Here is a 22,674-nt window from a genome sequence, read left to right on the forward strand (position 1 = left end):
TGGTGCTTCAATGCGTATCGGGCATCGGATAGCCGCGCAGGCGCAGGAAAAGGCTCGCTTCGTCATTGTTGTGGAAATAGGGCACTGAAACTGGCGGGGTGGGGTCGGCGGCGCGGGCCGCAACCTCGGCCAGAACGACTTCGGTAATGAATGGCAGGTCGAACTTGCGGACTTCGCTCAGCGGAATCCATTGCAAATGAGACAGTTCATCCGATGCATGGGTGAAGTCGTCCAGGTTTCCCTGAATTTCGCAGGCATCGACAAGAAAGAACCGTGCATCGAACCGACGAGGGCGTCCTGGAGGAGTCAAGGCGCGGAACACGAACTGCAGTGCCTCGGCAGCGGGGATGTAACCGGTGGCCGCGAAACTCTGCCAGTCATCAGGAATTGATCCGGCCCAGTTTCCGGGTTTGCCCAGGATCAGGCCGGTTTCTTCCCAAAGCTCACGGATCGCCGCGACGGCAAGCGCGTGCTGCAGGTCTGCGGGGGCCTTTTCTGTCAACCGCTCTGCGCAAACCGCTGGCAGGGGTGAGGCCAGTGCAACATCAGAATCTGCAGGATCAACAGCGCCGCCTGGAAAAACGAACTTGTTGGGCATGAACGCCGCTTTGGCGCCGCGTTGACCCATCAGGATGGATGGGGATTCCACCCGATCGCGCAGGACGATCACAGTCGCAGCGTTTCTGATCGCAGTCTTATCGTTGCTCATTGCCTCTCCGACTCGTTTCGAAGGCGTCAGTCGGCCTTGTCAAAACCATGCATCCGGCGCGCCCACTGATAGGCGATGACTAATCCCTTTAATCTGGGCAGAAGGTAGAGTGACAAAGCCAGACAACCAAGCGCAAAGATCAGAAACAAGGTCAATGGTTCTGGACGCCATTGCACATAGGAAACATGCAAAGCAGGAGCCATCAGGTGCCCGACGATGAGAATGGTCAGATAAGCTGGTCCGTCATCAGCACGATGGTGAAACAGCTCCTGACTGCAATGTGAGCATGTATCGTTGACCTTAAGGTAACTATGCAGAAGTTTCCCCTTGCCGCAATTTGGGCATTTTCCAAGAAACCCTTTTCGCACAGCGGGCCATGTTGGACGTTCCTGCTGAACGGTGGTCTCAATGGTCTGGTCTGTCATCTGGTCGCTCATACTATGGTTCGCAGTTTTTGGACCAGTTATGTCCAAATTGGAATTGCGGATAACTTCATTGCGTCGGGATGCCGCGAAAATAGGGCTTTGGGAGTCAGATTAAAAGTGCACCCGCAGTAAGTTTCTTTTCTACGCTGCGACGGAAAACGCTTTGCATCACGTTTCAGAAGTATGGGCAGCAACATGGGGTTGCTGCAAAACAAGGAAAACCGATATGAAACACACAGGCATTCTCTCGGGGATCGTACTTGCTACATTTGCCGTGGTGGGGTCCGCTGGTCTGGCAATGGGGCCTCAGGGCGTATCGCCGGTGACATTTCAAGAGCTGGATGCAGACGGCAACGGAGAATTAAGCAAAACCGAAATGGGGGCTTATCGAACCACGCGGTTTAATAAAGCCGATTCCGACGGTGACGAAAAGCTGAGCTTGGAAGAAATGCAGGTCGTTGCGGTAGAGCGGGCAAAGGAACGGTCTAAGTTGATGTTCGAACGTCAGGACACCAATAAAGATGGTTTCCTGACAAGCGACGAAATGCCGAAGCCGCGCAAAGAAAGCAGGTTTTTTGACCGGGTTGACTCGGATGACAGCGGCTCGATTTCAGAGCAGGAGTTTGCCGACATGGGAAGCCGCATGGGTAGTCATGGAAAGAAACACCGCCAAGGTTGCAAAATTCAAGACTGAGCCAGGATTGAGGACATGAGACCCATGTCCAAGTCGTCCCGCGGCGAAAATACGGCCGCGGGCGATATCAGCGATGACGCGTTGTTGATGTTGTTCGCTAATGGCGATAGGCAAGCTGCCCGGGAACTGACGGCACGGCTAGGTCCGCGTACTTTTTCTTTGGCATTGCGGGTTCTGGGGGACAGGGCGGAAGCCGAAGATGTCGCGCAAGAGGCAATGCTCCGGCTGTGGCAGATGGCACCGGACTGGAAGCGAGGGCAGGCAAAAGTGTCAACCTGGCTCTATCGCGTTACTCTAAACCTGTGTCTCGACTTGAGACGGAAGAAATCGGCCGAACCGCTAAGTGCAGTACCCGAACCCGAAGATGGTCGGCCTACTGCGCCTGACCAATTGCAGGACACGGCCCGGGCCGATGCTTTGCAGGCGGCTTTGATGATACTGCCGGATCGCCAAAGAGAAGCCGTCATACTGCGCCATATAGAGGAACTGACCAATCCCGAAATCGCGCAAGTCATGGAAATCTCTGTCGAGGCAGTGGAGAGCCTGACCGCAAGGGGAAAGCGGGCTTTGGTCAAGGCGTTGTCCGGGAGACGAGAAGAATTGGGGTATCTGGATGGATGAGAACGAAAAAAGGCTCGAAAATCTGTTTCAGGCTGCTCGACAAAGACGAGGCGTAGTGCCCAAAGACCTGATGGCGCGGATGATTTCGGATGCTTCGAAGGTTCAGGGTAATCGGTTCGCGTCCGAATTCTATCCAAAGCGACCGATTCTATCTGTGATCGTGGGCATACTGGGTGGTTGGCGCGGTGTCGGAGGCCTGGCGACCGCCTGTGCGGCAGGTGTCTGGATTGGTCTGGCACCGCCGGCATTCTTGCCGGACCCGGTGGATTTGTTTGTGCAAAATTCTGAGGGCGATCTGATGGCCGAGTTGGGCCTTTTGGACCTGCCTATCGAGGAGGAATAGATGCAAGAAGAACATCAAAAAACCAAGCGCAGATGGCTAGCGATTCTTCTAGGGGCATCCCTGACCCTCAATCTTTTGGTTGTCGGTCTGATTGCCGGAATGGCCTTGCGATTTCACGGTAAGAGCGATCGGTCGCCGCCGAGTTTCGGACCGGCCTTGTACCGGGCTTTGCCCGACGCGGACCGCAAAGCATTGCGGGAACGGATGCATCAGGCAGACCGAGGCGACCGTCAAACACGCCAAGAAGGTTTCAAGGATCTGACTTTGGCATTGCGGGCAGTTCCCTTTGACCCCGATGCCTTGGCCGGCATAGTAGAGCAGCAGACAGCTTTACGCGTGCATACTCAACAATCCCTTGGCGAGGCTTGGTTGGTCGTGGTCGAAAAAATGACGGACGCACAGCGCTCAAGCTATGCTGATCGTCTGGATACCTATGTCAAACGCGGTAAGTGGAAGAAACGAAGGCACGACTGAGATCCGATCGCAAAGATGTTCACAGCATGATCACTTGGTTTCGTCCCGAGTTTTTGGCCGCATAAAGCGCGCGATCCGCCGTGTCGATAAATGCGGACATACCTTCGAATTCATCGTCTGTGTTGCCGGCCAAAGGAATGGATGTGTGCAATCCAAAGCTGGCGGTAACGGTCACCCTTTCGCCGCACATGGGCAGATCATAGGGTGCATCACTGATGCCTCGTCGCAATCGTTTTGCGACCTGCATGGCCTTGTCTGGTCCGGCATCGGGCAGCGCAACAAGGAATTCTTCGCCACCCAAGCGGGCCACCAAATCCCTGGCGCTCAACTCTCGCCGGATGCGACGCGCCGTTTCGGTAAGAACGCAATCTCCAGCCAAATGTCCAAATCGATCATTGACGGCCTTGAAGTGATCCAGATCGACTATGATGACCGACAAATCTTTTTGTGACCTGCACGCATTGCGGACCATGTTTTTTAGTGCGGAATGTGCGTACCGAGAATTGCGCAATCCGGTCAAGTGGTCAAAGTAAGCGGCTTTCAATCCTTCCTGAACGGACGTGTGGCGCCTATCGTGCCGGGCTTTGCGCTTGGCTTGTATTTCCAAGTGAAGGGCAAGTTCCTCAGCGCAAAATGGGCCGATCATTGCAACGTCCGCGCCCCGATCCAAAGCTTCCACCGTGCGATTGGTGTTGTCACCCTGTATCACCGCGATCAAAGCCGATCGGCGTGTTGCGAGCCGGGCACGCAGGTCTGTAAGCAAGCTCAAGCCCTCGCCATCCTCCTGTATCTCAACAATAAAGATGTCAGGCGCAGGATTTCTGAAAAGCGTGAATGCCTGACAGAGTGTGAAGCTTCCCAACGAATGGGATGTCAGCGGCTGCAAACGGCGAAGCCAGTTGCGGCGACACTCCTTGTTTTTTGTGACGATGGCAACGGAAGCGAGCGGTGCTTTGGGCTGAAACGGCTGCCCCTCATCCCCAAAGCCAAGTTCACTGGCTTCCTTGTTCCAGTTGAGGTCGTCGATTTCTGATCGCACCCGCATGAAGCTACGGACCCGAGCAAGCAGAAGGCTGTCACTATAAGGTTGTTCCAAAACGTCATCAGCGCCGGATCTGAGGGCACGTTTTCTGGCGTCTGTATCGTTTTGCGGAGTGATTGCGACGATCGGCGTATCGGAATGTCTTGCGCGTCCATTTAACAATCTCCTGACGGAAGACACGTTTCCGTCGGGCAGAGTCTCGGCCATGAGGATGATGTCCGGGTGATTGTGCTGAAGAATAGTCTCCAGGCCTTCCACTCGGGCTCGCTGGATCACTTGATAACAGGCTGACGAAAGCTGAACGTTCAACATGATCCGGTTGGTCGATACGCCGTCCAGTACCAGAATTGTTCTCTGTACAGACATGGCCTTTCCTCTGTTTCCGTCTAGCGATAAAAAAGTCTCGGTAATTCTGGTTAACAAAACCTTTCAATAGCTTTTGGTGAGAGCGAATGAAGCCAATTCCTGCCGAAGCGGCCGAAACTCTGGCCTTGAATGCCTTGACCTGGTTGGTCGGGAACGAGGAGTTGTTGTCAGTTTTTCTGGGCTCAACCGGGGCTTCGGCTGCGGATCTGCGCGCTTTGGCAACAGATGTCGACTTTCTGACGTCTGTCCTCGGTTTTCTGATGCTTGACGACGCCTGGATTGTGGCGTTTTGTGACGCGCATTCGGTGTCATATGATCGCCCGGCCATGGCCCACATGGTGCTGACTGGAGAGACAAATACGCACTGGACGTGAAACCTGATTGCCCGTTTTCGGAGTAGGCGAATGACTATTGAAGCTCTTTTGTTCGACAAAGATGGGACGCTGTTCGATTTTGCCGCAACCTGGGGGACATTTGCGCACACATTCTTGTCACGTATCGGCGCGAACAATGACGTTAGGGCGTCCTACCTTGGGCAGGTGATCGGGTTCGATTATGAAAGCAAGACATTCAGCATGGACAGCGTCGTAATTGCAGGAACCCCTGGCGAGATTGCAGAGGCTCTGCTGCCGGAAATGCCCGGCATGTCCCACTTGGAACTGGTAACCATCATCAATGAAGAGGCATCCAAGGCACCGCAACACGAAGCCGTTCCGCTGGCTCCTTTCCTGGAAGGGCTGAGGGCAAAGGGACTGAAGCTGGGGGTTGCGACGAACGACGCTCACGCACCGGCGATGGCGCATTTGGGTTCGGTCGGGGTGCAGCGACTATTTGATTTCATCGCCGGCTTCGACAGTGGTCATGGCTGCAAACCCGGCCCAGGGCAGTTGCTGGCATTTTCCGGGCATATCGGTATGGAACCGTCTAAGATCGCTATGGTCGGAGACAGTCGGCACGATCTCGAAGCCGGACGCGCCGCGGGGATGACAACCGTTGGTGTATTGACCGGGATGGCTCGTTCTGAAGATCTGGCCGACCTCGCGGATGTCATTTTTCCGAATGTCGGATACATTCCGGCTTGGTTGGGACATTGACGCTGGCGTACTCACTTATCGAAATTGGACTGTCGAAAGCGACATCTGTTGTCGCGGACGGAGCGGCTTTTCACCTTTGCTTGATGCCTTGCTAGAGGTGAAACAAGCGAAAGAGAAACCCATGTCCGATACATCAACCCGTAAACGCCGAGGTGGCGGTCGTTCTGGTGCCGCGGCGCGTCGTGGTGGTACTGTTATCGAGCAAATGCCGTGGAACCCGCCGGTCAACATCGATCGGCCGACCGAGCCTCTTGATCAGGACGGAATTGAGGCGATTCACGAAGGCGCGATGCGCATACTCGAAGAAATTGGAATCGCGTTCTACAATGAAGAAGCTAAGGGGATCCTGCGCGAGGCCGGTTGTGCCGTCGACGGTGATATCGTGCGCATGGGACGCGACTTCGTCATGGAAATGGTCGCAAAGGCGCCGGAACGTTTCACCATTACACCTCGAAATCCAGATCGAACTATTGAGGTTGGTGGCAAGACGATGCTGTTTGGCAATGTCTCATCCCCCCCGAATTACTGGGACATGGAAATTGGCCGGAAGGTTCCCGGCAATCGCGAGATGTGCCGAAACCTCTTGAAACTGACACAGTATTTCAACTGCATCCATTTCGCCGGAGGATATCCGGTCGAACCAGTTGACATTCATGCAAGTGTTCGGCACCTCGATGTGGTCTATGACAAACTGACGATCAGCGACAAGGTAATGCACGCCTATTCACTGGGTAAGGAGCGGGTCGAAGATGTGATGGAAATGGTCCGTATCGCTGGCGGCCTGTCCCATGAGGAATTCGAAGCGTCTCCCCGTTTGTATACCAACATCAATTCCACGTCGCCGCTCAAGCACGACCATCCGATGATCGACGGGTGCTTGCGGCTTGCGCGTCGCGGTCAGGCTATCGTAGTCACACCGTTCACCTTGGCGGGAGCTATGGCCCCAGTCACAATGGCGGGCGCGGTTGCACAATCCCTGGCCGAAGCCTTGTGCGCAATTGCATTGTTCCAATATGTGCGCCCGGGAATACCCTGTGTCATTGGCACATTCACGTCGAATGTCGACATGAAGTCGGGCGCACCTGCCTTTGGCACGCCGGAATACATGCGATCAACCCAGATGACCGGCCAAATGGCCCGCTTCTACAAGCTACCAATGCGGTCTTCGGGCGTTTGTGCGGCCAACGTGCCGGACGGACAGGCGATGTGGGAAACCTCAAACTCGCTATGGGCGGCGGTGCAATCCGGTACGAACATGGTCTACCATGCGGCAGGCTGGCTAGAAGGCGGCCTTATCGCATCGCCAGAAAAATTCATTATGGATTGCGAGATACTGCAGCAAATCCAACGTTACATGCAGCCCGAAATCATGGCGACGGGGCCAGATGAAATTGCCTTGGATGCAATCAAAGCTGTTGGAAATGACGGGCATTTCTTTGGCATCCAGCACACTCAGGATCGGTATGCGACCGCTTTCTACCAGCCGTTCCTGAGCGACTGGAAGAATTTCGAAGGCTGGGAAGCTGCGGGTGGTTTGTGGACGCCCGAGCGTGCCCATCACCTGTTCAAGGAAATCATTGGCAGTTTCGAAGCACCGCCTATGGATGCCTCGATTCGCGAGGAACTGGCAGAGTTCGTCGCCCGCAGGAAGGCTGAAGGGGGCGCCCCGACCGATTTCTGATCTGCCGCAGGGTTGCCTACAATAGATCAAGTGCCAATGCTTTGGGTTAGTAGGGTTCTTGGCGATTCCTTAACCTTTTCCAACGCAAGTTGTCTCGACAGTGAGTTGAGGTAACAAATGCACGGGTTAATCAACAAGGCGATTCAATCGTTCGTCACCCATAGCTACGGGACAACGCGTTGGATCAACGTGACCGAAGCGGCAAATCTGGGTTTTGTCGAATTCGAAGCCATGCTGGTGTACCCCGATGAATTAACAAATCGAGTGTTGACGGCGATGTGCCGGGAACTTGGGCGGCCTCAGAACGAAATCCTCGAGGATTTAGGTACATTTCTGGTGTCGGACCCAAATACCGAAGCGCTAAGGCGTCTGTTGCGATTTGGCGGAGTCAACTATGTCGAGTTTCTACATTCTCTGGACGATTTGGAGGATCGGGTCCGGTTGGCCGTTTCTGATCTGGAGCTCCCGGCTTTGGAATTGTGGGAAAACGATCCGGCGGATTATCGTCTGACTTGCCACCGCGGCCTTCCGGGATATGCCTATGTAATGATCGGTGTGCTACGCGCTATGGCAGATGACTATGGTGTCCTGGCGGTGTTTCAACACATGGGCGAGCACGAAAAAGGTGAAATCATCTCCATAAGGTTGATCGAAACCGCTTTTTCCAAAGGTCGGCAGTTTGTCTTGGGAGCGCGGGCGTCGTGATGTGTCAAAAAGATCTGATTGCTCTGCTGGACAAGCTGTGCCCGATGTACGTTCTTTTGGATCAAGACAGCCGAATCTTACGCACCGGTTTGACACTGCAAAAGCTGCGGCCAAGCGAGAAATTTGAAGGAAAGTCGTTTCTTGAACGGTTCGTTTTGGTCAGGCCACGATCCGTGAAATCAATGTCTGGATTGCTGGGTGTCGCCGGGGGAAAACTGCATCTCCGGTTCGACGATGCTCCGAGGACCGTATTCAAGGGTTTGATCGTGCCCTTGCCGGAGTCAGGGTTGGCAGTTGTCAACCTGTCCTTTGGAATCTCGATTCCGGATGCCGTTCGCGACTATGATCTTACCAGTTCAGATTTTTCCAGCACGGACATGGCTATTGAGTTGCTGTATCTCGTCGAAGCGAAATCGGCAGCGATGGAGGCATCCAGAACGCTCAACCTTCGCCTTCAGGGCGCCCGAATCGCGGCAGAGGAACAGGCGTATACCGACACTTTGACCGGTCTGAAGAACCGAAGAGCGATGGATCATATCCTGAAACGATACCAAAGTTCGGCGACACCGTTTTCACTAATGCATCTTGATCTGGATTTCTTCAAGGCAATCAACGACACATTGGGACACGCTGCCGGCGACCACGTTCTTCAAAATGTTGCGAGGATTATGGTCGAAGAAACACGGGCGGAAGACACGGTTGCTCGAATTGGAGGTGACGAGTTTGTTCTGATCTTTAGGGAGCTGGTGGATCGGGTCCGGCTTGAAGCCATAGCCAAGAGACTGATTGCACAACTGGAAAAACCGCTACCTTTCGGCGAGCGTATTTGCAGGATATCAGCAAGCATCGGTACGGTGATTTCCCTGCAATTCGAAAGGCCTGACCCCGATCTGTTGCTACACGCCGCCGATTTGGCGCTATACGCCGCCAAACGCGGAGGGCGGGCACATCATCGGTTTTTTTCTGCTGATTTGGCGGAGCCGCTGGCGAGGCTGTCGGAGCGTTGATGAGCTAGTTCTCCGGTGATAAACCGGCCAGACCACTGTGCGCCTTTTCGCCCAACTTTATCTGATGGGTTGAGGCTTTCTTGACAAATAATATGGGGAATGCTCGGCTTGTGCTATAATGAAGCGTATTCAGCGAAACCGGGCGCGAAACCCCTTTGGTGGCCCGGCGAAAAGCGAGGTTATAGTCATGTTTTCAAAGTATCTATGCGCCACAGCGATGGTTGCCAGTGTCGCTTTGGTTCCGGCACGCCAGGCCCAATCTGATGAAGCGGCCGCATTCTTGGGCGGAGCGCTGCTCGGTGGCTTGGTGGTCAACGAAGTGCACAAGAGCAAGCAACGAAAACAACAGCAGGCAAGTCGCTCGACCTATTCGTCTTCGGGCGTTTCCTCTGCACAGCGCCAGCAAAATCGAGAAGTTCAGACCGCGCTGAACTATTTCGGTTACAATGTCGGCGTTGTTGACGGCCAACTTGGCCGACGCAGCCGTGCCGGGATTTCCCAATATCAGGCCGACATGGGCTACAATATCGACGGCTATCTGGACGACTACGAGCAGAATTTTCTGCTGTCGTCATACAATAGGGCGCTTTCCAGCGCGCATGTCGCACCCTACAACCAGATTGTGGCCAGCCAAGGAACTGCAGGTCTGTTGCGCAGCTATCGCAACGAACAGCTTGGCATAGCAACGCCACAGACAGCCACCCAACCGCAATTGGCCGCAGTACCGCAAGCACAGGCTCCGCAGCCGATCGCAGCACCTGTTCTGGGCGGTGAAACAGTGGCCGCACGCGCCGATACGGGCGGCCAACTGCCAACTTTCGGCTTTGCACCAGGCGGAAAATCAGCGAACGAGCTGTGCAATGACATAAGTATTCAGACCGCGTCAAATGGCGGTGCAACGCAGCCCGGAGCGGTCAGCAATACGGAACTTGCTTTGAACGAGCAGTTTTGCCAAGCGCGGATTCAGGCCATTGCCGATGCGTCAAAGCTGGAAGAGGCCATCCCCAATATGACGGCACCCCAGATTGAGGCGCAATGCCAGCAGCTAACCGATGCGATAGCGCCGAAAATTGTCGGAATAGATTCGCAATCCCCTGATCAAGTCATTGCGGACGCTTCGGCAGTTTTGACTCAATCGGGAAACTCGGTCGATCAACTCGCATCCGGCGGAAAGGTATGTTTGGGTGTCGGATATCGTACGGACGATGCTGAAATGGCGTTGGCGTCGGCGGTGTTGCTCGTGGCGGCGGGGCAAAAGGGCTATTCCGAAATTGTCAGCCATCAACTGCGTGAGGGCATCGGAGTTGCCAAGGCTGCGGGATCGCAACCGCAGGAGTGGATGCAAATGGCGATAAGCGCAGCAGACTCCGGTTCTCCGGTACTTGGACAAACCCCGCAACGTGTGGCGGTTCTTTCCGAAGCAACGGGCGGCGGCGCAGCGTCTTCGACCTTGCCGATCTTCTCGACGACGTCGAGCGATTGATATTGGCGCAATGAATATCGGTCGGGGTCGGAGGGTCCCGCCCGGTGCACTTTTGGAAACCGTTTCAGACGGAGAAATACGCCTTCAGCCGACGCCCGATATGCGCGGGAATTGGAGAAAGTTCTCCTATCACCGGCATGGTATTTCCTTTGAACTCAGCCTCGCTCAGGGCTTGGGGGACATCTTCTAGGGCATGTCCTCCGGCACAGGCGAAAAAAGGCAGGCATAGCGATTGCGCAGACATCCCCGCTGCGGCCTGAGCGATACTTGGCTCTTCTTCCACAAATCCTATGCGGGTGGACTTGAATCTGATGGTCTTTGTCAACTTGTCCGCAAATTCTGTCGCAACGCGCGCAGGATTGCGGCTCCGCCCCGAGCCGTGCGCTGCCAGAACCAGATCAGTCGCTTCCGGCTCCCATTTCAAACGTTCCAGTTCTTGTAACAGGGCCGTTGCCACCAATCCGGGTAAGTCAGCATCTGTACCCAACGGTTCAAGAATGTGCAGTGGTCTGCTCCCCAGTCTTTCGGGCAGGGCTTTGTTTACAAACCAGCCCCGCGCCATGAAGAGAGGATAGATCGCAGTGCTATCCGGAAGCTGAGCAAGCATTTTCTCCAATCGGTCAGGCGTGGCCAGAGTGGCCGAGTGGACAGTTATATCCGGAATCGTAGCGTCAACACGCGCGGCAAGGCTGCGCAAGGCCTCCTCCGCTGGGAATGGGTCAGATGGCTGGCCGTGGGCGACAATCAGGGCATGCTGCAATGTTGGCTCCTTTTTCACTCCGGCAAATGTGTTGTCCGTTCTAAAAATGTCAATCGTGCCGGATTGCTGTCTATCCCAGAACGGTCAGCCAGACCCACACAGTCATAATTGAAGCCCCGGTCGCTATCAGCACCGAGGATGCTGCAACCCGCTTGGCGCGCCCGTACATGTTTGCAAAGATATATGCGTTGAAGCCCGGGGCCATCGAAGCGTTCAGCACCGCGGACCGGAACAAATCTTGTGGCAAAGACAGCGTTTTTCCAAACAGCCACACGAGGGAGGGATGCAGCATCAGCGAGACGCAACACACGAAGAAAATAGTGCGCAGGTCGCCTTCAGGGCGGTATTGAACCAGTACACCGCCAAGCGCAAAGAGGCCGCCCGGCAAGGCGGCAAGAGTGATAAGGTCCAATGCGTTGTTGGCGACTGCGGGAATTGGAACGCCGGTCAAGTTTACAACAAAGCCAAGGGCGATGCCCAGGATCAGAACGTTGCGGAACATGGCGTTCAGGGCGGCACCGATCATCCGGCGGCCACCGCCACCTCGGTTTCGAACGATCTCCATAACGGTGATACCGACGCCATAGCAAAACGGTGAATGGAACGCGATGATCGCGTAGTTGCCGGTCAGGTTTTCCGGACCATAGGCGCGTTCAGTGATCGGCAGACCTAACAATACCGAGTTCGAAAAAAGGCAGCAGAACCCAATGGCGACGCTATCTTCCCAATCGCGTTTGAAGATGTAATGCGCGCCAACCATTCCAACGGCAAAGCACAAACCGGCCCCACTGAAGAAACTGGCCAGCAGTCTCGGATCGAAACTGGTCTGCAAGTCCAGGGTAGCAACAGCCTTGAACAGCAGGCACGGAATTGCAAAACCCTGTGTGAAACGCATCAGACCATCGACATGCTCGGGTCGGAAATATCCTGATCTAGTGGCGACATAGCCCGCGCCGATTACCAGAAAAACAGGCAGGATAACGTCAATCAGGCTTTGAAACATGGCCAATCTCTTGTCTGGTTGGCCGTGGCTGCCCTTGTCATGGCTATTGGGTGCCAGAGAGTCAGCGATACCGCCTAAAATGGATACCGGATCACCATGCCGTCATAGGCGGGTGACACATAGCCTGGAGTTTCTGCATCCACCGTCTCATAATCAAGATCGATATGCATGTTGGTGAGAACAGCGCGTTTGGGCTTTGCCAATTCAATCCACTCCAATGAACGCTCCAGATGCGCATGCGTAGGGTGCGGCTTGCGGCGCAGGGCATCCAGAATCCAACAGTCGAGGTTTTTAAGCTCGTTCCATGCCTCGTCATAGATTTTTGCGACATCCGGCAGATAGGCGACACCTTCGATGCGGAAACCCAGAGAATCGATAGAGCCATGTCCAACGGTGAACGGTCGGAACGGGATCGGTCCGCCAGGGCCGTCGACTTCGAATGGGCCGCTGATTGTCTTGAGATCCAAAATCGGCGGATAGGGAGAGCCTTCGGGCTGAATGAAGGCGTAACCAAAGCGGCTGAGCAGGGCGTTTTGCGTGTCACCGTCGGCCCAGACCGGTACACGCGACTGCATGTTGAATACGATCATGCGCAGGTCGTCGATGCCGTGCACGTGATCGGCGTGAGAATGGGTATAGATAACGCCATCCAGCCGACCGGTGCCGGTATCCAGCAACTGGTTGCGCATGTCCGGCGACGTGTCGATCAAAACCGTCGTGGTACCCTCAAAACCGACACGTTCTATCAGCAAGGAACAGCGCCGCCGCACGTTTTTGGGATTGGATGGATCGCAATCACCCCAGTGCCCACCAAGACGTGGCACGCCTCCGGATGAGCCGCATCCGAGAATGGTAAAGCGCAACTCGCCCCTCATGCAATTGCCTTGTAGGTGGCGGCTTTTGTGAAAAGCCGGTCGAAATTAGCCTGCGTTTTCGCCGCGAATTCGGAATACTGGATGCCGAATATCTCGGCTCCTTTTCGAGCGGTATGGGCGGTATAAGCCGGTTCGTTTCGCTTGCCGCGGTGGGGAGGCGGCGCGAGATAGGGGGCGTCTGTTTCAACAAGGATGCGGTCTAAGGGTGCTGCGGCGAAGATATCCCGCAATTCCTGGTTTTTGGGGAAGGCTGCAATGCCGGACATGGACAGATAAAAACCCAGGTCCAGTGCAGCACGGGCCAACTTGGCCGACGACGAAAAACAGTGCATGACACAGCTGTAAGGTGCGTTGCGGTATTCTGCGGCGAGAATACGGGCCATGTCTTCATCCGCCGCCCGGGCATGTATGATCAGGGGCAGTCCTGTCTGTTGCGCAGCTTCGATATGGATACGCAGCGAGACTTTTTGAACCTGGGCACTTTCAGCGGTGTAGTGATAATCCAGCCCGGTCTCACCGATCCCGACGAATTTCGGATGTTGTGACAGCGCTACCAGTTCTTCCACCGTCGCCATCGGCTCTTGAACCGCGCTCATAGGATGAGTTCCAGCTGCATAGAAAACCGGCGTATGTGCCTCGGCAATGGCACGTACCGTCGGTTCATTGCACAATCGGGTGCAAATCGACACCATGCGCGTCACGCCTGCCTCGACGGCGCGGTTTATGATTTCGGCCAATTGCCCTTCGAAATCGGGAAAATCCAAATGACAATGGCTGTCGGTTATGACAGGGGGGGGCGTGCTGTCGCTCATCTGCTCTTACCGGCGGTTTCCTGTATTTTGAACACCGTATCTAGGACCAGAGCAGCAGGGTCAAGGTTCACCGCCCGCCCTTGCCGGGTTCGGGCGGTTATCATGGCGGCGGCCTCGGCCCATGATCGTCCCGATTGCGGTGTTGATGCCAATCGTTTCAGTATTTCGGCCTCGCCAGGGATGGCTTCGGGGAAAGGCGGTGTGCCGGTCGCACCTGTTCGGGAAAGCCGGGCCAGTAAAATGTCGATCAGGGATAGAAGCAGATCAAACCGCTCCGACGCACCTCGTTGCGCGCTGGCTTCGGCCAAAGCCAGGGCGCGCTGGCGGTCCAACCGGGGAAGGCTACCCAAGATTGCGATCAGATCTGAGTATATGTCCAGCCCGCCCAGGTTCAAAAGCCGAACCGCTTCACCAACCGAACCGCCAGAAAGTGCTATCAGGTTGTCGGGCAGTGATGAAATATTTGCGCCGCACTGCGCGAGGGCAGCCTGCATGTCGTCTGAACTCAGCGGTCTCAACCTTAGTGTACGGCAGCGCGACCGGATAGTTGGCAACAAGCGCGACGGCTGGTGTGAGACAAGCAAGAGCGTCGTGCGTGCCGGAGGTTCCTCCAGCATTTTCAGCAAGGCATTTGCCGCGCTGACATTCATTTCATCGGCGCTATCGACGATCACAACCCGTCGCCTGCCATCTGCCGAAGTCAAACCAAAGAACCGGCCAAGCTTACGGATATCGTCGACAACGATTTCGTTGCGCAGCTTGCCTTGATCGTTGAGCGAACGGGTGACCGATACCAATCCCGGCTCAGCCCCGGCTCGCATTCGGCGAGAAACCGGATGTTCCGGATCGATCCCCAATGACGTCGGCTTTGGCGGACCGCCAAACAAGCCGTCATCTGCTGGAGGAGTTGCCAGCAGAAAAAGCGCGATCCGCCAGGCCAAAGTGGCTTTGCCAATGCCCCGGGGGCCAGTGAGAAGCCATCCATGATGCAGCCTTTCCGAGTTGAACGCGGACAGAAATGTCAGCTCCGCTTCGGATTGCCCGAACACACACATCGTGTCACGCGGATGAGGGGCGCCGGGCGCCTTGTCTGGAGTGGGAGTTTCGTCGGTCATTCGTGCCTATCGCAATGCCTGCATCGCGATGTTTGACACATCCCTTGCAACCGTGTCTATGTCCCGATTGCCGTCGACGACACGAAAGCGTTCGGCAAACTCCTCGGCCAAAGAAAGAAACCCAGCTCGCATCCGCTGTTGTAGTTCAAGTCCGAAATCCTCGAACCGTTCTTCGGTGCCTTGCCTGCCCTTGGCGCGGGACAGACCGGTGTTCGGGTCCATGTCAATTAAGACAGTCAAGTCAGGCTCTTGCCGGATCATCAGGCTGTGCAAGGTGTCGACCACACAGCGCAATTTGCCTCGAGACAGCCCCTGGTACATACGGGTACTGTCGGCAAAGCGGTCGCATATCACGATCTTTCCCGCAGTCAGAGCCGGGGCAATAGTACGTTCCAAATGATCCCGGCGGGCCGCTGTGAACAACAAAATCTCTGTTTCCGCCGACCAGCGATCAGGATCGCCTTCAAGCACGAGGCGCCGGATTTCCTCGGCCCCGGGCGAACCTCCCGGTTCGCGTGTCAGGACGACTTCGTGTCCCTGAGACCGCAAGAACTCGGCCAGCATTCGTGCCTGTGTTGACTTGCCTGATCCGTCGATTCCTTCGAAGGTCAGAAACAGACCCCGGCCCGTCACATTACCTCCAACGGGCCACTGATGAACTCTTTCATCAAGATACCTGCCACAGTCTTGATCCGGACAACGAAACCACCCAGCGGTACCGCTTCGGCTGCTAAAAGAGGGCGGCGGATTTCCGGTAAACCGTCGGGGTTGATCACGAGTTCAGCCAGTTGCTGTCCCTGAGCTACCGGGGCATTGATCGGACCTTGGTAAACCACCTCTGCTTCGACCTTTTTGTCCCCGAGAATGGGCAAAAGCAAGTTTAGGTCGCCCTGCGGAACCAAACCTACCGATTGTTTAGCTCCCATCCAGATTTTTGCGTCTGCGATCGGAGTGTCGGCTCTGGCGATGGTTTTTTCGACAAAATGACGAAAGGACCAGTTCACGATGGCCTCAGATTCTTCGGCGCGTTTGGCTTGGCTGTCGAGACCAGTCAGAACGAAAATCACACGACGATCACCCTGTTTGGCTGATCCGACCAGGCCATATCCGGCTTCGGAGGTGTGGCCGGTCTTGAGGCCATCGGCGCCGATATCGAGTTTGAGCAACGGGTTGCGGTTACGCGTATTGGACGGTGCGCGCCCATCGAACTCGTACACTTCCTCGGCAAATAGCGGGTAATACTCCGGGAAATCCGAAATCAGATGATCCGCCAGTATAGCAAGATCCTTTACCGACATCATGTGCCCGGCAGCTGGCCAGCCATTCGAATTTGCGAAAGTAGAATTATCCATCCCCATCTGTTTGGCGCGCTGGGTCATGTATCGTGCAAATCCTGCTTCGGTCCCATCCGGGCTAAGCGCTTCGGCGATTACGACGCAGGCGTCGTTACCGGACAAAACAATGATCCCGCGCAACAGGTCTTCGACGCGAACGCGATCCTGCGTGTTAAGGAACATGGTTGAGCCGCCGTAACTCATGGCGTGCTCTGATACCGGCAATTCTTCATCCAGTGTCAGACGACCGTCACGCAAGGCCTCGAACGCGACATAGAGTGTCATCAGTTTAGACATCGAAGCAGGAGGCAGGGGTTGATCCGCCTCTTTTGACAGAAGGACCGTACCGGTGGTCTGGTCCAGCACATAGGCCGCTTTTGCCGATGTATCGAATGCCATCGCGGGAAGTGCCAGCATAGCAAATCCCAGCGAAAGAACGGTCGAGCGCAGCACTGTCAGCATCCGGGTTCCTCCTTAGTTCTTCACGATATAAGCGTCGGAATATCCCAAATCGCGAACCTGTTTCATCAGATCCTTGCGCTCGGCCTTTGTCGCCGCCGGTCCGGCAAGAACACGCCAGAAAGGTTTGTCGTCTTTGGAACCTTCCTTGATTTCCGCGTTCAGCCCCGCTTTGCGCAGCTTTTCCGCGGACTGATTGGCATTTGTCTCGACAGTGAATATTCCGACTTGAATGTATCCGCGCGACAATGGGGGTGAGGCGGGTTCGGTTTTGGGAGCCTCTGCCGAGGCTGTATCCGTCGCTACGTCAGCTGCCTCGATAGCCGCCGCTGCTCCGGCGACCGGATCAAGCTTGGTCGCGGTAATTTCCGAGCCTGCATCGTCGGGCTCTTCAGCTTTGGCAACTTCCTCAATTTCCGGCTCGGGCTCAGGTTCAATCACCTCGCGTTTGAGAGCTACCACATTCAATTCTACCGGCGAGCCCGCCAACATACCAAGCTCTGCCGCCGCGTCCGATGATACTTGCAGACGCGGCCCCGGCAAGTCGCGTTCCCGCCGGAATAACGCGCCTTCGATCGTCTTGTTGTTCTTGGTATTTGTAATCCTTACCCTTTGGGCCTTGTCTACGTTTGGATGCGCAACCCACGCCCCTCCCAAGGACGGACGTCCATCCCAAAGCCCTTTTTCGACTGTTTGAAATACTTCCGGTGCTTCGACATCCCGTTCTACGGTTTCGCCTGTGCGTCTGGTCGTTTTTGTCTCAGAAGCAGACCCATCACTCGGTTTGAAAAGTGAAAACTCAGCTCCTTCTTCGCAGCCGGCCAGCGCTCCGAATACCAAGGCCAGCACCACCAGTCGAACTGAGGTGTTTCGTCTCGCGTTTGCTCGATTCATTCTCTCGCCCCTTGCCTGATCTCAGGTCGCATTTTTGCTCCCTGTTTGCCGGTTTTCCGGTCGTTACCCAACGGCCCCTTTTTCGATGTTCGGGATATTAACCTGCGCTCTGCGCCTTTGAAAGCCTGCCTCTCAAGTCTCGGCAAGATTTCCCACTTTCGGGGTCACTTTGCGAAGGTTGTCTGAGGCAATCCGGGACTGCATCGGTTTCTCGATTCTTCTCTGAGTAAGCCTCGCAATCAGGCTTTGAGGACTGTGGCTACAAGAATCCGGAAATCTAGTGTGGGCAAATCCTTTTGCACCTTCAAACTTTACAGCCTAACCATCCGGTCGTTAAGCTTTCGTGACGTCAGGTAAACAGTCTGGTTGTACACAAAGGGGGCGACATGGGGACATATCAGGTAGGTGGATCGGATCTGAGAATGATGATCAAGGTCGCCCGCAATCAGCCTGTCGCCTTCGCATTCAACCCTGGCAAAACAGACACCGACCATTATCTTGCCATGGACCGCAAGCGCCCGGTCGAAGTTTTGCGCAAATCTGCCAAGAAGGAAGGCCCCGGACCAAAGGTTGCTTTTGGTACTGCGAAGGTTGATGGTCGGCTCATGTCCCTGACGTGCGACAAGTTGTTGCCGGGCCTTGCCAAAAAAGTCCGACGATACCTGAAATTGGAAAGCGTCAGCCTGAGTGTCCAGATTTTGGATCCCGATGGAAACATTCTGGAAAGTGAACTGGAAGACGAGACAGAGCCGGACGAAGGTCAACGACCCACCGAGCCGCCGCAGAGTGCGGACGATCCTAATCTGGCAAAATGGCAGGCGCTCAGTGCGCGTCTTGATCCGGTTGTGTTACAATTCGCGGATGGCAGAGGAGAGGCAGGCCACAAAGTCCGATCCGTATGGGAACTGGCAAAAAACAAGGCAGAAGCGGAGGACTATCCGTCGGCTTTTCAGGCGGCCAAGTCGCTTCTGGGATTGATGAAAGCCAATGAGGCGGCAGCGGTCGTCCCCCTGTCGTCGCCAGTGAAAGAAGCTTCACCGGATAAAACGAAATGGGAAAAGGTTGCAGCCAAGATTGCCCCTATGGTGGCGGAGTTGCGGGCTGACACACGGCCTGATGCAGTGAAGATTTGTGCTGTTTGGGAAAAACTCGAAACCATGGCTCAGGCAGGACGGTATGCTGAGGCTTTGGGGCCGATTCCGAAAATAGCGAAGCTGATTGAGTCGCTGCGCACCCCGCCCGCAAGCGCGGAAATAGATGAGTTAGAACAGGCCAGACAGCGCTACAGCGACATGGTAGCGGACGCCAGAGAGAGATTGCCGAAGAAACCGGAACTGCAATCCAGCCTGCTTCCCTTGTTGAAGCAGGCTCAAGCGGCACTTAGCGCCAAGCAGGCGGTCGATGCGCTTGAAGCTTTGGACAAGGCCGCGTCGGTCTTGGCCGGTATGGATCAGGAAGGCGAAAGCCCCAAACAAATAGCCGTTTCGTTGCGAGACATCTGGGATGAGGCGGCGCAGCGAACCGACAGGCAATTGGACGCCCTGTTGCGGCGTATCGGGGCAGACGGTTCGGAACAGGCCCAACGCGTGACCGGCTTGGGGCTTTCGGCCTGGTCGAAAGGGGCCAAAACAAAGCTCATGGTAGCGATCCTAAACTTGGAAAGGACGCCTCCCGACGGATTGACTGATGGTATTCGGAAAGAAACGGCAAAAGCAATTCGTGCCTATGCCGATTTCTTGGAGTTCCATCCGGCCGTCGAAGCAATCGAAAACAATCCGTGGAACGAAACTGTTGAACTAAGTTCGGTTCTGGCTGGGGCTCTGAAGAAGATGGAGAAAACGGTTCTTCAGGCGTGAAAAGAGTGAAAGGTGAAGTGGATGGTCAATGGCGTCGATGACGTTGCGGACGACGGGCAGGGCGATGGCCCGGTCAAGGTAGCAAAGAAGCCCTCGAAGTCTCGCGACAATCGCAAAGAGGCACCCGGCAAACGCCACAAATCCCGAAAGAACCACCCGCCCGGTGATCACAACGATCAGGCTCCGCAAAATGCACCTCCCGGTGCTGCCAAGAAAGATGCAAGTCACCCTGACTATTGCGAGAAACTGTTCTTTGCGCTTCAGGGTAAGGCGGTTTCACCGAAATTCTCTGCCGCTGTCAATCAACGGGGACAAGCCGTCGAGACCTTGCTTGGAGACGAGGATGCGTTTGACAACGCGTCTAATGACGATTTGCGAGGTCTGCTGTTCGAGACCGCCACAATTTTGCTGTCAGATATCGATGAAAGCCAGGCAAAGCCGTCCTCCCGTCTAAAGCGGCTGGGGCGCGCGTTACATATCCTGCGCCCGGGGGAAACGCTCAAGGATCAGGTCGTAAATGACATCAGTGAACAGATTGATACGGAACTGACTGCTTGCAAGAAAGCTCAGGGCGACAATGAGAAGTTTGCCGACGAAAGGCTGGCATATGCCAAATTGGCTCGCAAGCTTATGGGCGAAGGAAACCACCAGTTGGGTTTTGAGTTTCTGGAATCTGCCCAAGCGTTGGGAGGGATCGCCAAGGCGGCCCAGAAACTTGATGATGTCAAACTCGCGCGCGAGGATACGAGGCAGCGAACGGTTGAAGACAATAAAACTTCCCAAAAGTCGGCAGAACAGGATTTATCACAGGAGTGGAAGGATACGCGCGACCGTTTGCTTGCGGCCAAAGCGCGGGTTACTTCTCTTGATCAGTTTGCGAATTCCTTGAAGCAGAACAAGGGCATGACTGATGCCCAAAAGAAAAGCTTCGATGATCTTTACCAATCGGCCTCGCTGGCTGCGTTTTCGCTGACCATGCCGGAAAAAGACGCCAAGGATCACAGTGAACTGCTTCCGACGAAGGAAAACAGAGCCGCATTGCGGGGCGTTCAAGACCGCACCGGTAAGTTGTTGGCGTTGGTGGATGAGGCGGAAAAACCACTGAAGGATTTTCTGGAAAAGGTTCACGCACAACGTATCGAGGATTTCGGCCATCTGGCCAAGCACAGCAAACATGATCTGAAACACAAAGGCGGCGACTTTGATGGTGGCGGGGACGTGGCGAGCAAACGCAGGGCGCGCGGAGTTCCAAAGGAGATCCTGAACCAGATTGGCGGGCGAGTGGATGCCCTAAAATCTTTCTATGAAATTGGCGGCTTGCTTGGTGATACTTACGACGCCATGGCGGAAATCGACAACGAAGCACGGCAAGAAACCAAAAAGGTCACTGCGAACCTGAAGACGTACCAGAAGATTTCGGAAAAAGTTGGTGATTTGCGTGACACGCTGACAAAGTCGAAATTTCAATACCTTGATGACGAGCTTGACGACTTCCTTCAGAGGATCGACGATGCTGAAGGTCTGCTGTCCACCAAGCTTTCCGATTTACCTGCTCCTGGCAAGCCGGGCGCCAACAAGCTTAATGATGCACTGAATGATCTGGGTGAAATAGAAAAGGACCTCAAGGCCAAAACCAAGACTTTCGAGGCAGCCGAGGATGAGTTCAAGGCGCTTGAAAAACGGATGGACGGTCTGCGCACGGGAAAGATCAACGGGTATTCCAAGCTGTTGCATGACCTGATCAAACACTACACCGATCTGGATACAGAGAGCCCCGTCGATCCCAATGCCGAAGTCTCACGACGGTTCCGCGACCGCATCCGCGGCCTCAGAGCATATGAAGGGCGTTATGTGGATGATCTGGACATGATCCGGTCCTCACTGGTGTCAGGCGATCCGGCGTCGCGAAAAGACACTGGCAAGCGACTTGACCGCCTTGAAAAGGACCTGGACAAGAAAAGTACCACGATCCGTGGTTTGTTAACCGACATCAAAGCGCACCTGAAGGCAAAAAAGAAGGACGATCCGTCAAAAGCCGAGGACGCGCTTTCTGAAAGAAGGATCAAAAGGAAAGTCAACACATTCATCGATGACTACAACGCGTCGGGTAAGGAAATCCATGATCGGAAATCCTTGAATGACGAATTCGACGACTTGATCGAGAAAATCACTACGTCCATCGATGATGGAAAAAAGACCATTGATCCGGACTACAAACCGACCTTGGGCAACTACAAAGTGATGCGGGACGTGCTGAAAAAACGCACCAAAACCATCGCAAAATCCACTGAATGGCGACACCTGATAGATGAAGCCAAGGATTTGAAAAAAACTGTCGAAGCCTTTGTGAAAACCTACAAAAAGCTCGAAGTTCCGGCTGATGCGCCGGACGGGAAAAACAAAGACGTGCTGCGTGCGGCCACTTCGTTGAAGCAATGCATCAAGAGCATCGAGGGCTTCACACAGGACATGGCCAACTTCTTTGACAAAAGGGTCAAGAAACACCTCGACGAGTTCAAGCAGCAAAGAGACTCCATCTCAAAGCGAAGGAAGGACAAGGAAAAGAAGTTTCCCGGAGATGATGAGTTGATCAAGAAGGCCCGTGAGGTTGTCAGCCTGATCGAAAAGAAGGGAAAGAACATCTCGGGTTTTGCCGAGCAGATTGGCGGCGCTTTGGACAAATCGGAAATCGAAAAGCTGCGCGCCGACCTCATTGCGGCTCAAGGTGCCGCGGCCGAAGTCGCTATTCGCGAAGAGACGGTCAGAGCTTTGAAACGATACCGCACGTTTCTGGAGTCGTCTCCGCTTACGGCGACATATGTCGCCAACCCGTTTGACCAGGGCACGCCTGTCAAGGTGATGGTCGCGGCGCTGGCCAAGGCCGAAAGTGATCTGATGGAACTGGTTAAGTGGCGTTGAGGA

General features: G+C 54.9%; 24 protein-coding genes and 1 pseudogene. 13 read left to right on the forward strand and 12 right to left on the reverse strand.

Annotated elements, in window-relative coordinates:
- Positions 1–7: 7 nt before the first annotated feature.
- Positions 8–709: an NUDIX hydrolase gene (locus AC2FLX_RS06245; RefSeq protein ID WP_480749305.1), complete on the reverse strand. Its 702-nt coding sequence runs from the start codon at positions 707–709 to the stop codon at positions 8–10.
- Between the two features lie 26 nt (positions 710–735).
- Entirely contained in the window at positions 736–1,134 is a 399-nt protein-coding gene (locus AC2FLX_RS06250) for a DUF983 domain-containing protein (RefSeq protein WP_480749306.1), read from the reverse strand.
- Positions 1,135–1,360: 226 nt separating this feature from the next.
- Between AC2FLX_RS06250 and AC2FLX_RS06255 the strand changes: the two genes are divergently transcribed.
- The 4 genes from AC2FLX_RS06255 to AC2FLX_RS06270 are packed head-to-tail and all read left to right on the forward strand — an operon-like array spanning position 1,361 to position 3,266.
- Positions 1,361–1,828 (forward strand): EF-hand domain-containing protein, encoded by a 468-nt coding sequence (locus AC2FLX_RS06255; RefSeq protein ID WP_480749307.1) that lies wholly within the window; start codon positions 1,361–1,363, stop codon positions 1,826–1,828.
- A 24-nt stretch (positions 1,829–1,852) separates the two neighbouring features.
- Positions 1,853–2,449 carry an RNA polymerase sigma factor gene (locus AC2FLX_RS06260; RefSeq protein ID WP_496810959.1) on the forward strand — a complete coding sequence of 199 codons (597 nt, stop codon included), beginning with the start codon at positions 1,853–1,855 and terminating at the stop codon, positions 2,447–2,449.
- A complete protein-coding gene (locus tag AC2FLX_RS06265; protein WP_496747857.1) occupies positions 2,442–2,792 on the forward strand; it encodes a hypothetical protein in 351 nt (116 codons plus the stop codon). The genes AC2FLX_RS06260 and AC2FLX_RS06265 overlap by 8 nt, the downstream gene beginning before the upstream one ends.
- Complete coding sequence (locus AC2FLX_RS06270) at positions 2,793–3,266, forward strand: periplasmic heavy metal sensor (RefSeq protein ID WP_480749310.1); 474 nt, start codon at positions 2,793–2,795, stop codon at positions 3,264–3,266.
- A gap of 19 nt (positions 3,267–3,285) precedes the next feature.
- Here AC2FLX_RS06270 and AC2FLX_RS06275 read toward each other — a convergent pair whose 3' ends face one another.
- Positions 3,286–3,873: a diguanylate cyclase gene (locus AC2FLX_RS06275; RefSeq protein ID WP_496810968.1), complete on the reverse strand. Its 588-nt coding sequence runs from the start codon at positions 3,871–3,873 to the stop codon at positions 3,286–3,288.
- Here AC2FLX_RS06275 and AC2FLX_RS06280 point away from each other — a divergent pair.
- A complete protein-coding gene (locus AC2FLX_RS06280; protein WP_496747877.1) occupies positions 3,787–4,299 on the forward strand; it encodes a hypothetical protein in 513 nt (170 codons plus the stop codon). The two genes, AC2FLX_RS06275 and AC2FLX_RS06280, sit on opposite strands and share 87 nt — an antisense overlap.
- Before the next feature lie 30 nt (positions 4,300–4,329).
- Here AC2FLX_RS06280 and AC2FLX_RS06285 read toward each other — a convergent pair.
- A pseudogene (locus AC2FLX_RS06285) lies at positions 4,330–4,674 on the reverse strand (response regulator); the annotation flags it as partial.
- An 86-nt stretch (positions 4,675–4,760) separates the two neighbouring features.
- On the opposite strand from AC2FLX_RS06285, the gene AC2FLX_RS06290 reads away from it, so the two are divergent.
- The 6 genes from AC2FLX_RS06290 to AC2FLX_RS06315 all read left to right on the forward strand — a co-directional run bounded on the left by AC2FLX_RS06290 (position 4,761) and on the right by AC2FLX_RS06315 (position 10,644).
- The gene (locus AC2FLX_RS06290) at positions 4,761–5,048 is read left to right on the forward strand and encodes a DUF3572 domain-containing protein (protein ID WP_480749312.1); all 288 of its coding nucleotides are present in this window, start codon (positions 4,761–4,763) and stop codon (positions 5,046–5,048) included.
- 30 nt (positions 5,049–5,078) lie between these two features.
- Positions 5,079–5,768 (forward strand): HAD family hydrolase, encoded by a 690-nt coding sequence (locus tag AC2FLX_RS06295; RefSeq protein WP_480749313.1) that lies wholly within the window; start codon positions 5,079–5,081, stop codon positions 5,766–5,768.
- A gap of 121 nt (positions 5,769–5,889) precedes the next feature.
- Positions 5,890–7,449, forward strand: a complete 1,560-nt coding sequence (locus AC2FLX_RS06300) for a trimethylamine methyltransferase family protein (protein ID WP_480749314.1) — start codon at positions 5,890–5,892, stop codon at positions 7,447–7,449.
- Between the two features lie 117 nt (positions 7,450–7,566).
- Positions 7,567–8,154 carry a heme NO-binding domain-containing protein gene (locus AC2FLX_RS06305; protein WP_496810960.1) on the forward strand — a complete coding sequence of 196 codons (588 nt, stop codon included), beginning with the start codon at positions 7,567–7,569 and terminating at the stop codon, positions 8,152–8,154.
- Positions 8,151–9,161 carry a GGDEF domain-containing protein gene (locus tag AC2FLX_RS06310; protein WP_480749316.1) on the forward strand — a complete coding sequence of 337 codons (1,011 nt, stop codon included), beginning with the start codon at positions 8,151–8,153 and terminating at the stop codon, positions 9,159–9,161. The genes AC2FLX_RS06305 and AC2FLX_RS06310 overlap by 4 nt, the downstream gene beginning before the upstream one ends.
- A 187-nt stretch (positions 9,162–9,348) precedes the next feature.
- Complete coding sequence (locus AC2FLX_RS06315; RefSeq protein ID WP_496810961.1) at positions 9,349–10,644, forward strand: peptidoglycan-binding domain-containing protein; 1,296 nt, start codon at positions 9,349–9,351, stop codon at positions 10,642–10,644.
- Between the two features lie 64 nt (positions 10,645–10,708).
- Here AC2FLX_RS06315 and AC2FLX_RS06320 read toward each other — a convergent pair whose 3' ends face one another.
- From AC2FLX_RS06320 to AC2FLX_RS06355, 8 genes are all read right to left on the reverse strand, one after another.
- Positions 10,709–11,422: a CbiX/SirB N-terminal domain-containing protein gene (locus AC2FLX_RS06320; RefSeq protein ID WP_496807750.1), complete on the reverse strand. Its 714-nt coding sequence runs from the start codon at positions 11,420–11,422 to the stop codon at positions 10,709–10,711.
- Between the two features lie 52 nt (positions 11,423–11,474).
- Positions 11,475–12,407 (reverse strand): AEC family transporter, encoded by a 933-nt coding sequence (locus AC2FLX_RS06325; RefSeq protein WP_480749319.1) that lies wholly within the window; start codon positions 12,405–12,407, stop codon positions 11,475–11,477.
- A gap of 74 nt (positions 12,408–12,481) precedes the next feature.
- Positions 12,482–13,282: an MBL fold metallo-hydrolase gene (locus AC2FLX_RS06330; RefSeq protein ID WP_496810962.1), complete on the reverse strand. Its 801-nt coding sequence runs from the start codon at positions 13,280–13,282 to the stop codon at positions 12,482–12,484.
- On the reverse strand, positions 13,279–14,094 hold the full coding sequence (locus AC2FLX_RS06335; protein WP_480749321.1) for a TatD family hydrolase: 816 nt from the start codon (positions 14,092–14,094) through the stop codon (positions 13,279–13,281). Before AC2FLX_RS06335 ends, AC2FLX_RS06330 begins: the two co-directional genes overlap by 4 nt.
- Complete coding sequence (locus AC2FLX_RS06340; RefSeq protein WP_496810963.1) at positions 14,091–15,209, reverse strand: DNA polymerase III subunit delta'; 1,119 nt, start codon at positions 15,207–15,209, stop codon at positions 14,091–14,093. The genes AC2FLX_RS06335 and AC2FLX_RS06340 overlap by 4 nt, the downstream gene beginning before the upstream one ends.
- 6 nt (positions 15,210–15,215) lie before the next feature.
- Positions 15,216–15,842 carry a dTMP kinase gene (tmk, locus tag AC2FLX_RS06345; protein ID WP_480749323.1) on the reverse strand — a complete coding sequence of 209 codons (627 nt, stop codon included), beginning with the start codon at positions 15,840–15,842 and terminating at the stop codon, positions 15,216–15,218.
- The gene (locus tag AC2FLX_RS06350) at positions 15,839–17,005 is read right to left on the reverse strand and encodes a D-alanyl-D-alanine carboxypeptidase family protein (RefSeq protein WP_480749324.1); all 1,167 of its coding nucleotides are present in this window, start codon (positions 17,003–17,005) and stop codon (positions 15,839–15,841) included. Before AC2FLX_RS06350 ends, tmk begins: the two co-directional genes overlap by 4 nt.
- 12 nt (positions 17,006–17,017) lie before the next feature.
- Positions 17,018–17,896, reverse strand: coding sequence for an SPOR domain-containing protein (locus AC2FLX_RS06355; RefSeq protein ID WP_496810964.1), 879 nt, complete (start codon positions 17,894–17,896; stop codon positions 17,018–17,020).
- Between the two features lie 386 nt (positions 17,897–18,282).
- Between AC2FLX_RS06355 and AC2FLX_RS06360 the strand changes: the two genes are divergently transcribed.
- Together AC2FLX_RS06360 and AC2FLX_RS06365 are read left to right on the forward strand one after the other, a co-directional pair.
- Positions 18,283–19,752 carry a hypothetical protein gene (locus AC2FLX_RS06360; protein WP_496810965.1) on the forward strand — a complete coding sequence of 490 codons (1,470 nt, stop codon included), beginning with the start codon at positions 18,283–18,285 and terminating at the stop codon, positions 19,750–19,752.
- A gap of 12 nt (positions 19,753–19,764) precedes the next feature.
- On the forward strand, positions 19,765–22,671 hold the full coding sequence (locus tag AC2FLX_RS06365; protein ID WP_496810966.1) for a hypothetical protein: 2,907 nt from the start codon (positions 19,765–19,767) through the stop codon (positions 22,669–22,671).
- The last annotated feature ends 3 nt before the right edge of the window (positions 22,672–22,674 follow it).

It is taken from the genome of Ruegeria sp. YKSF57 (assembly GCF_059612585.1).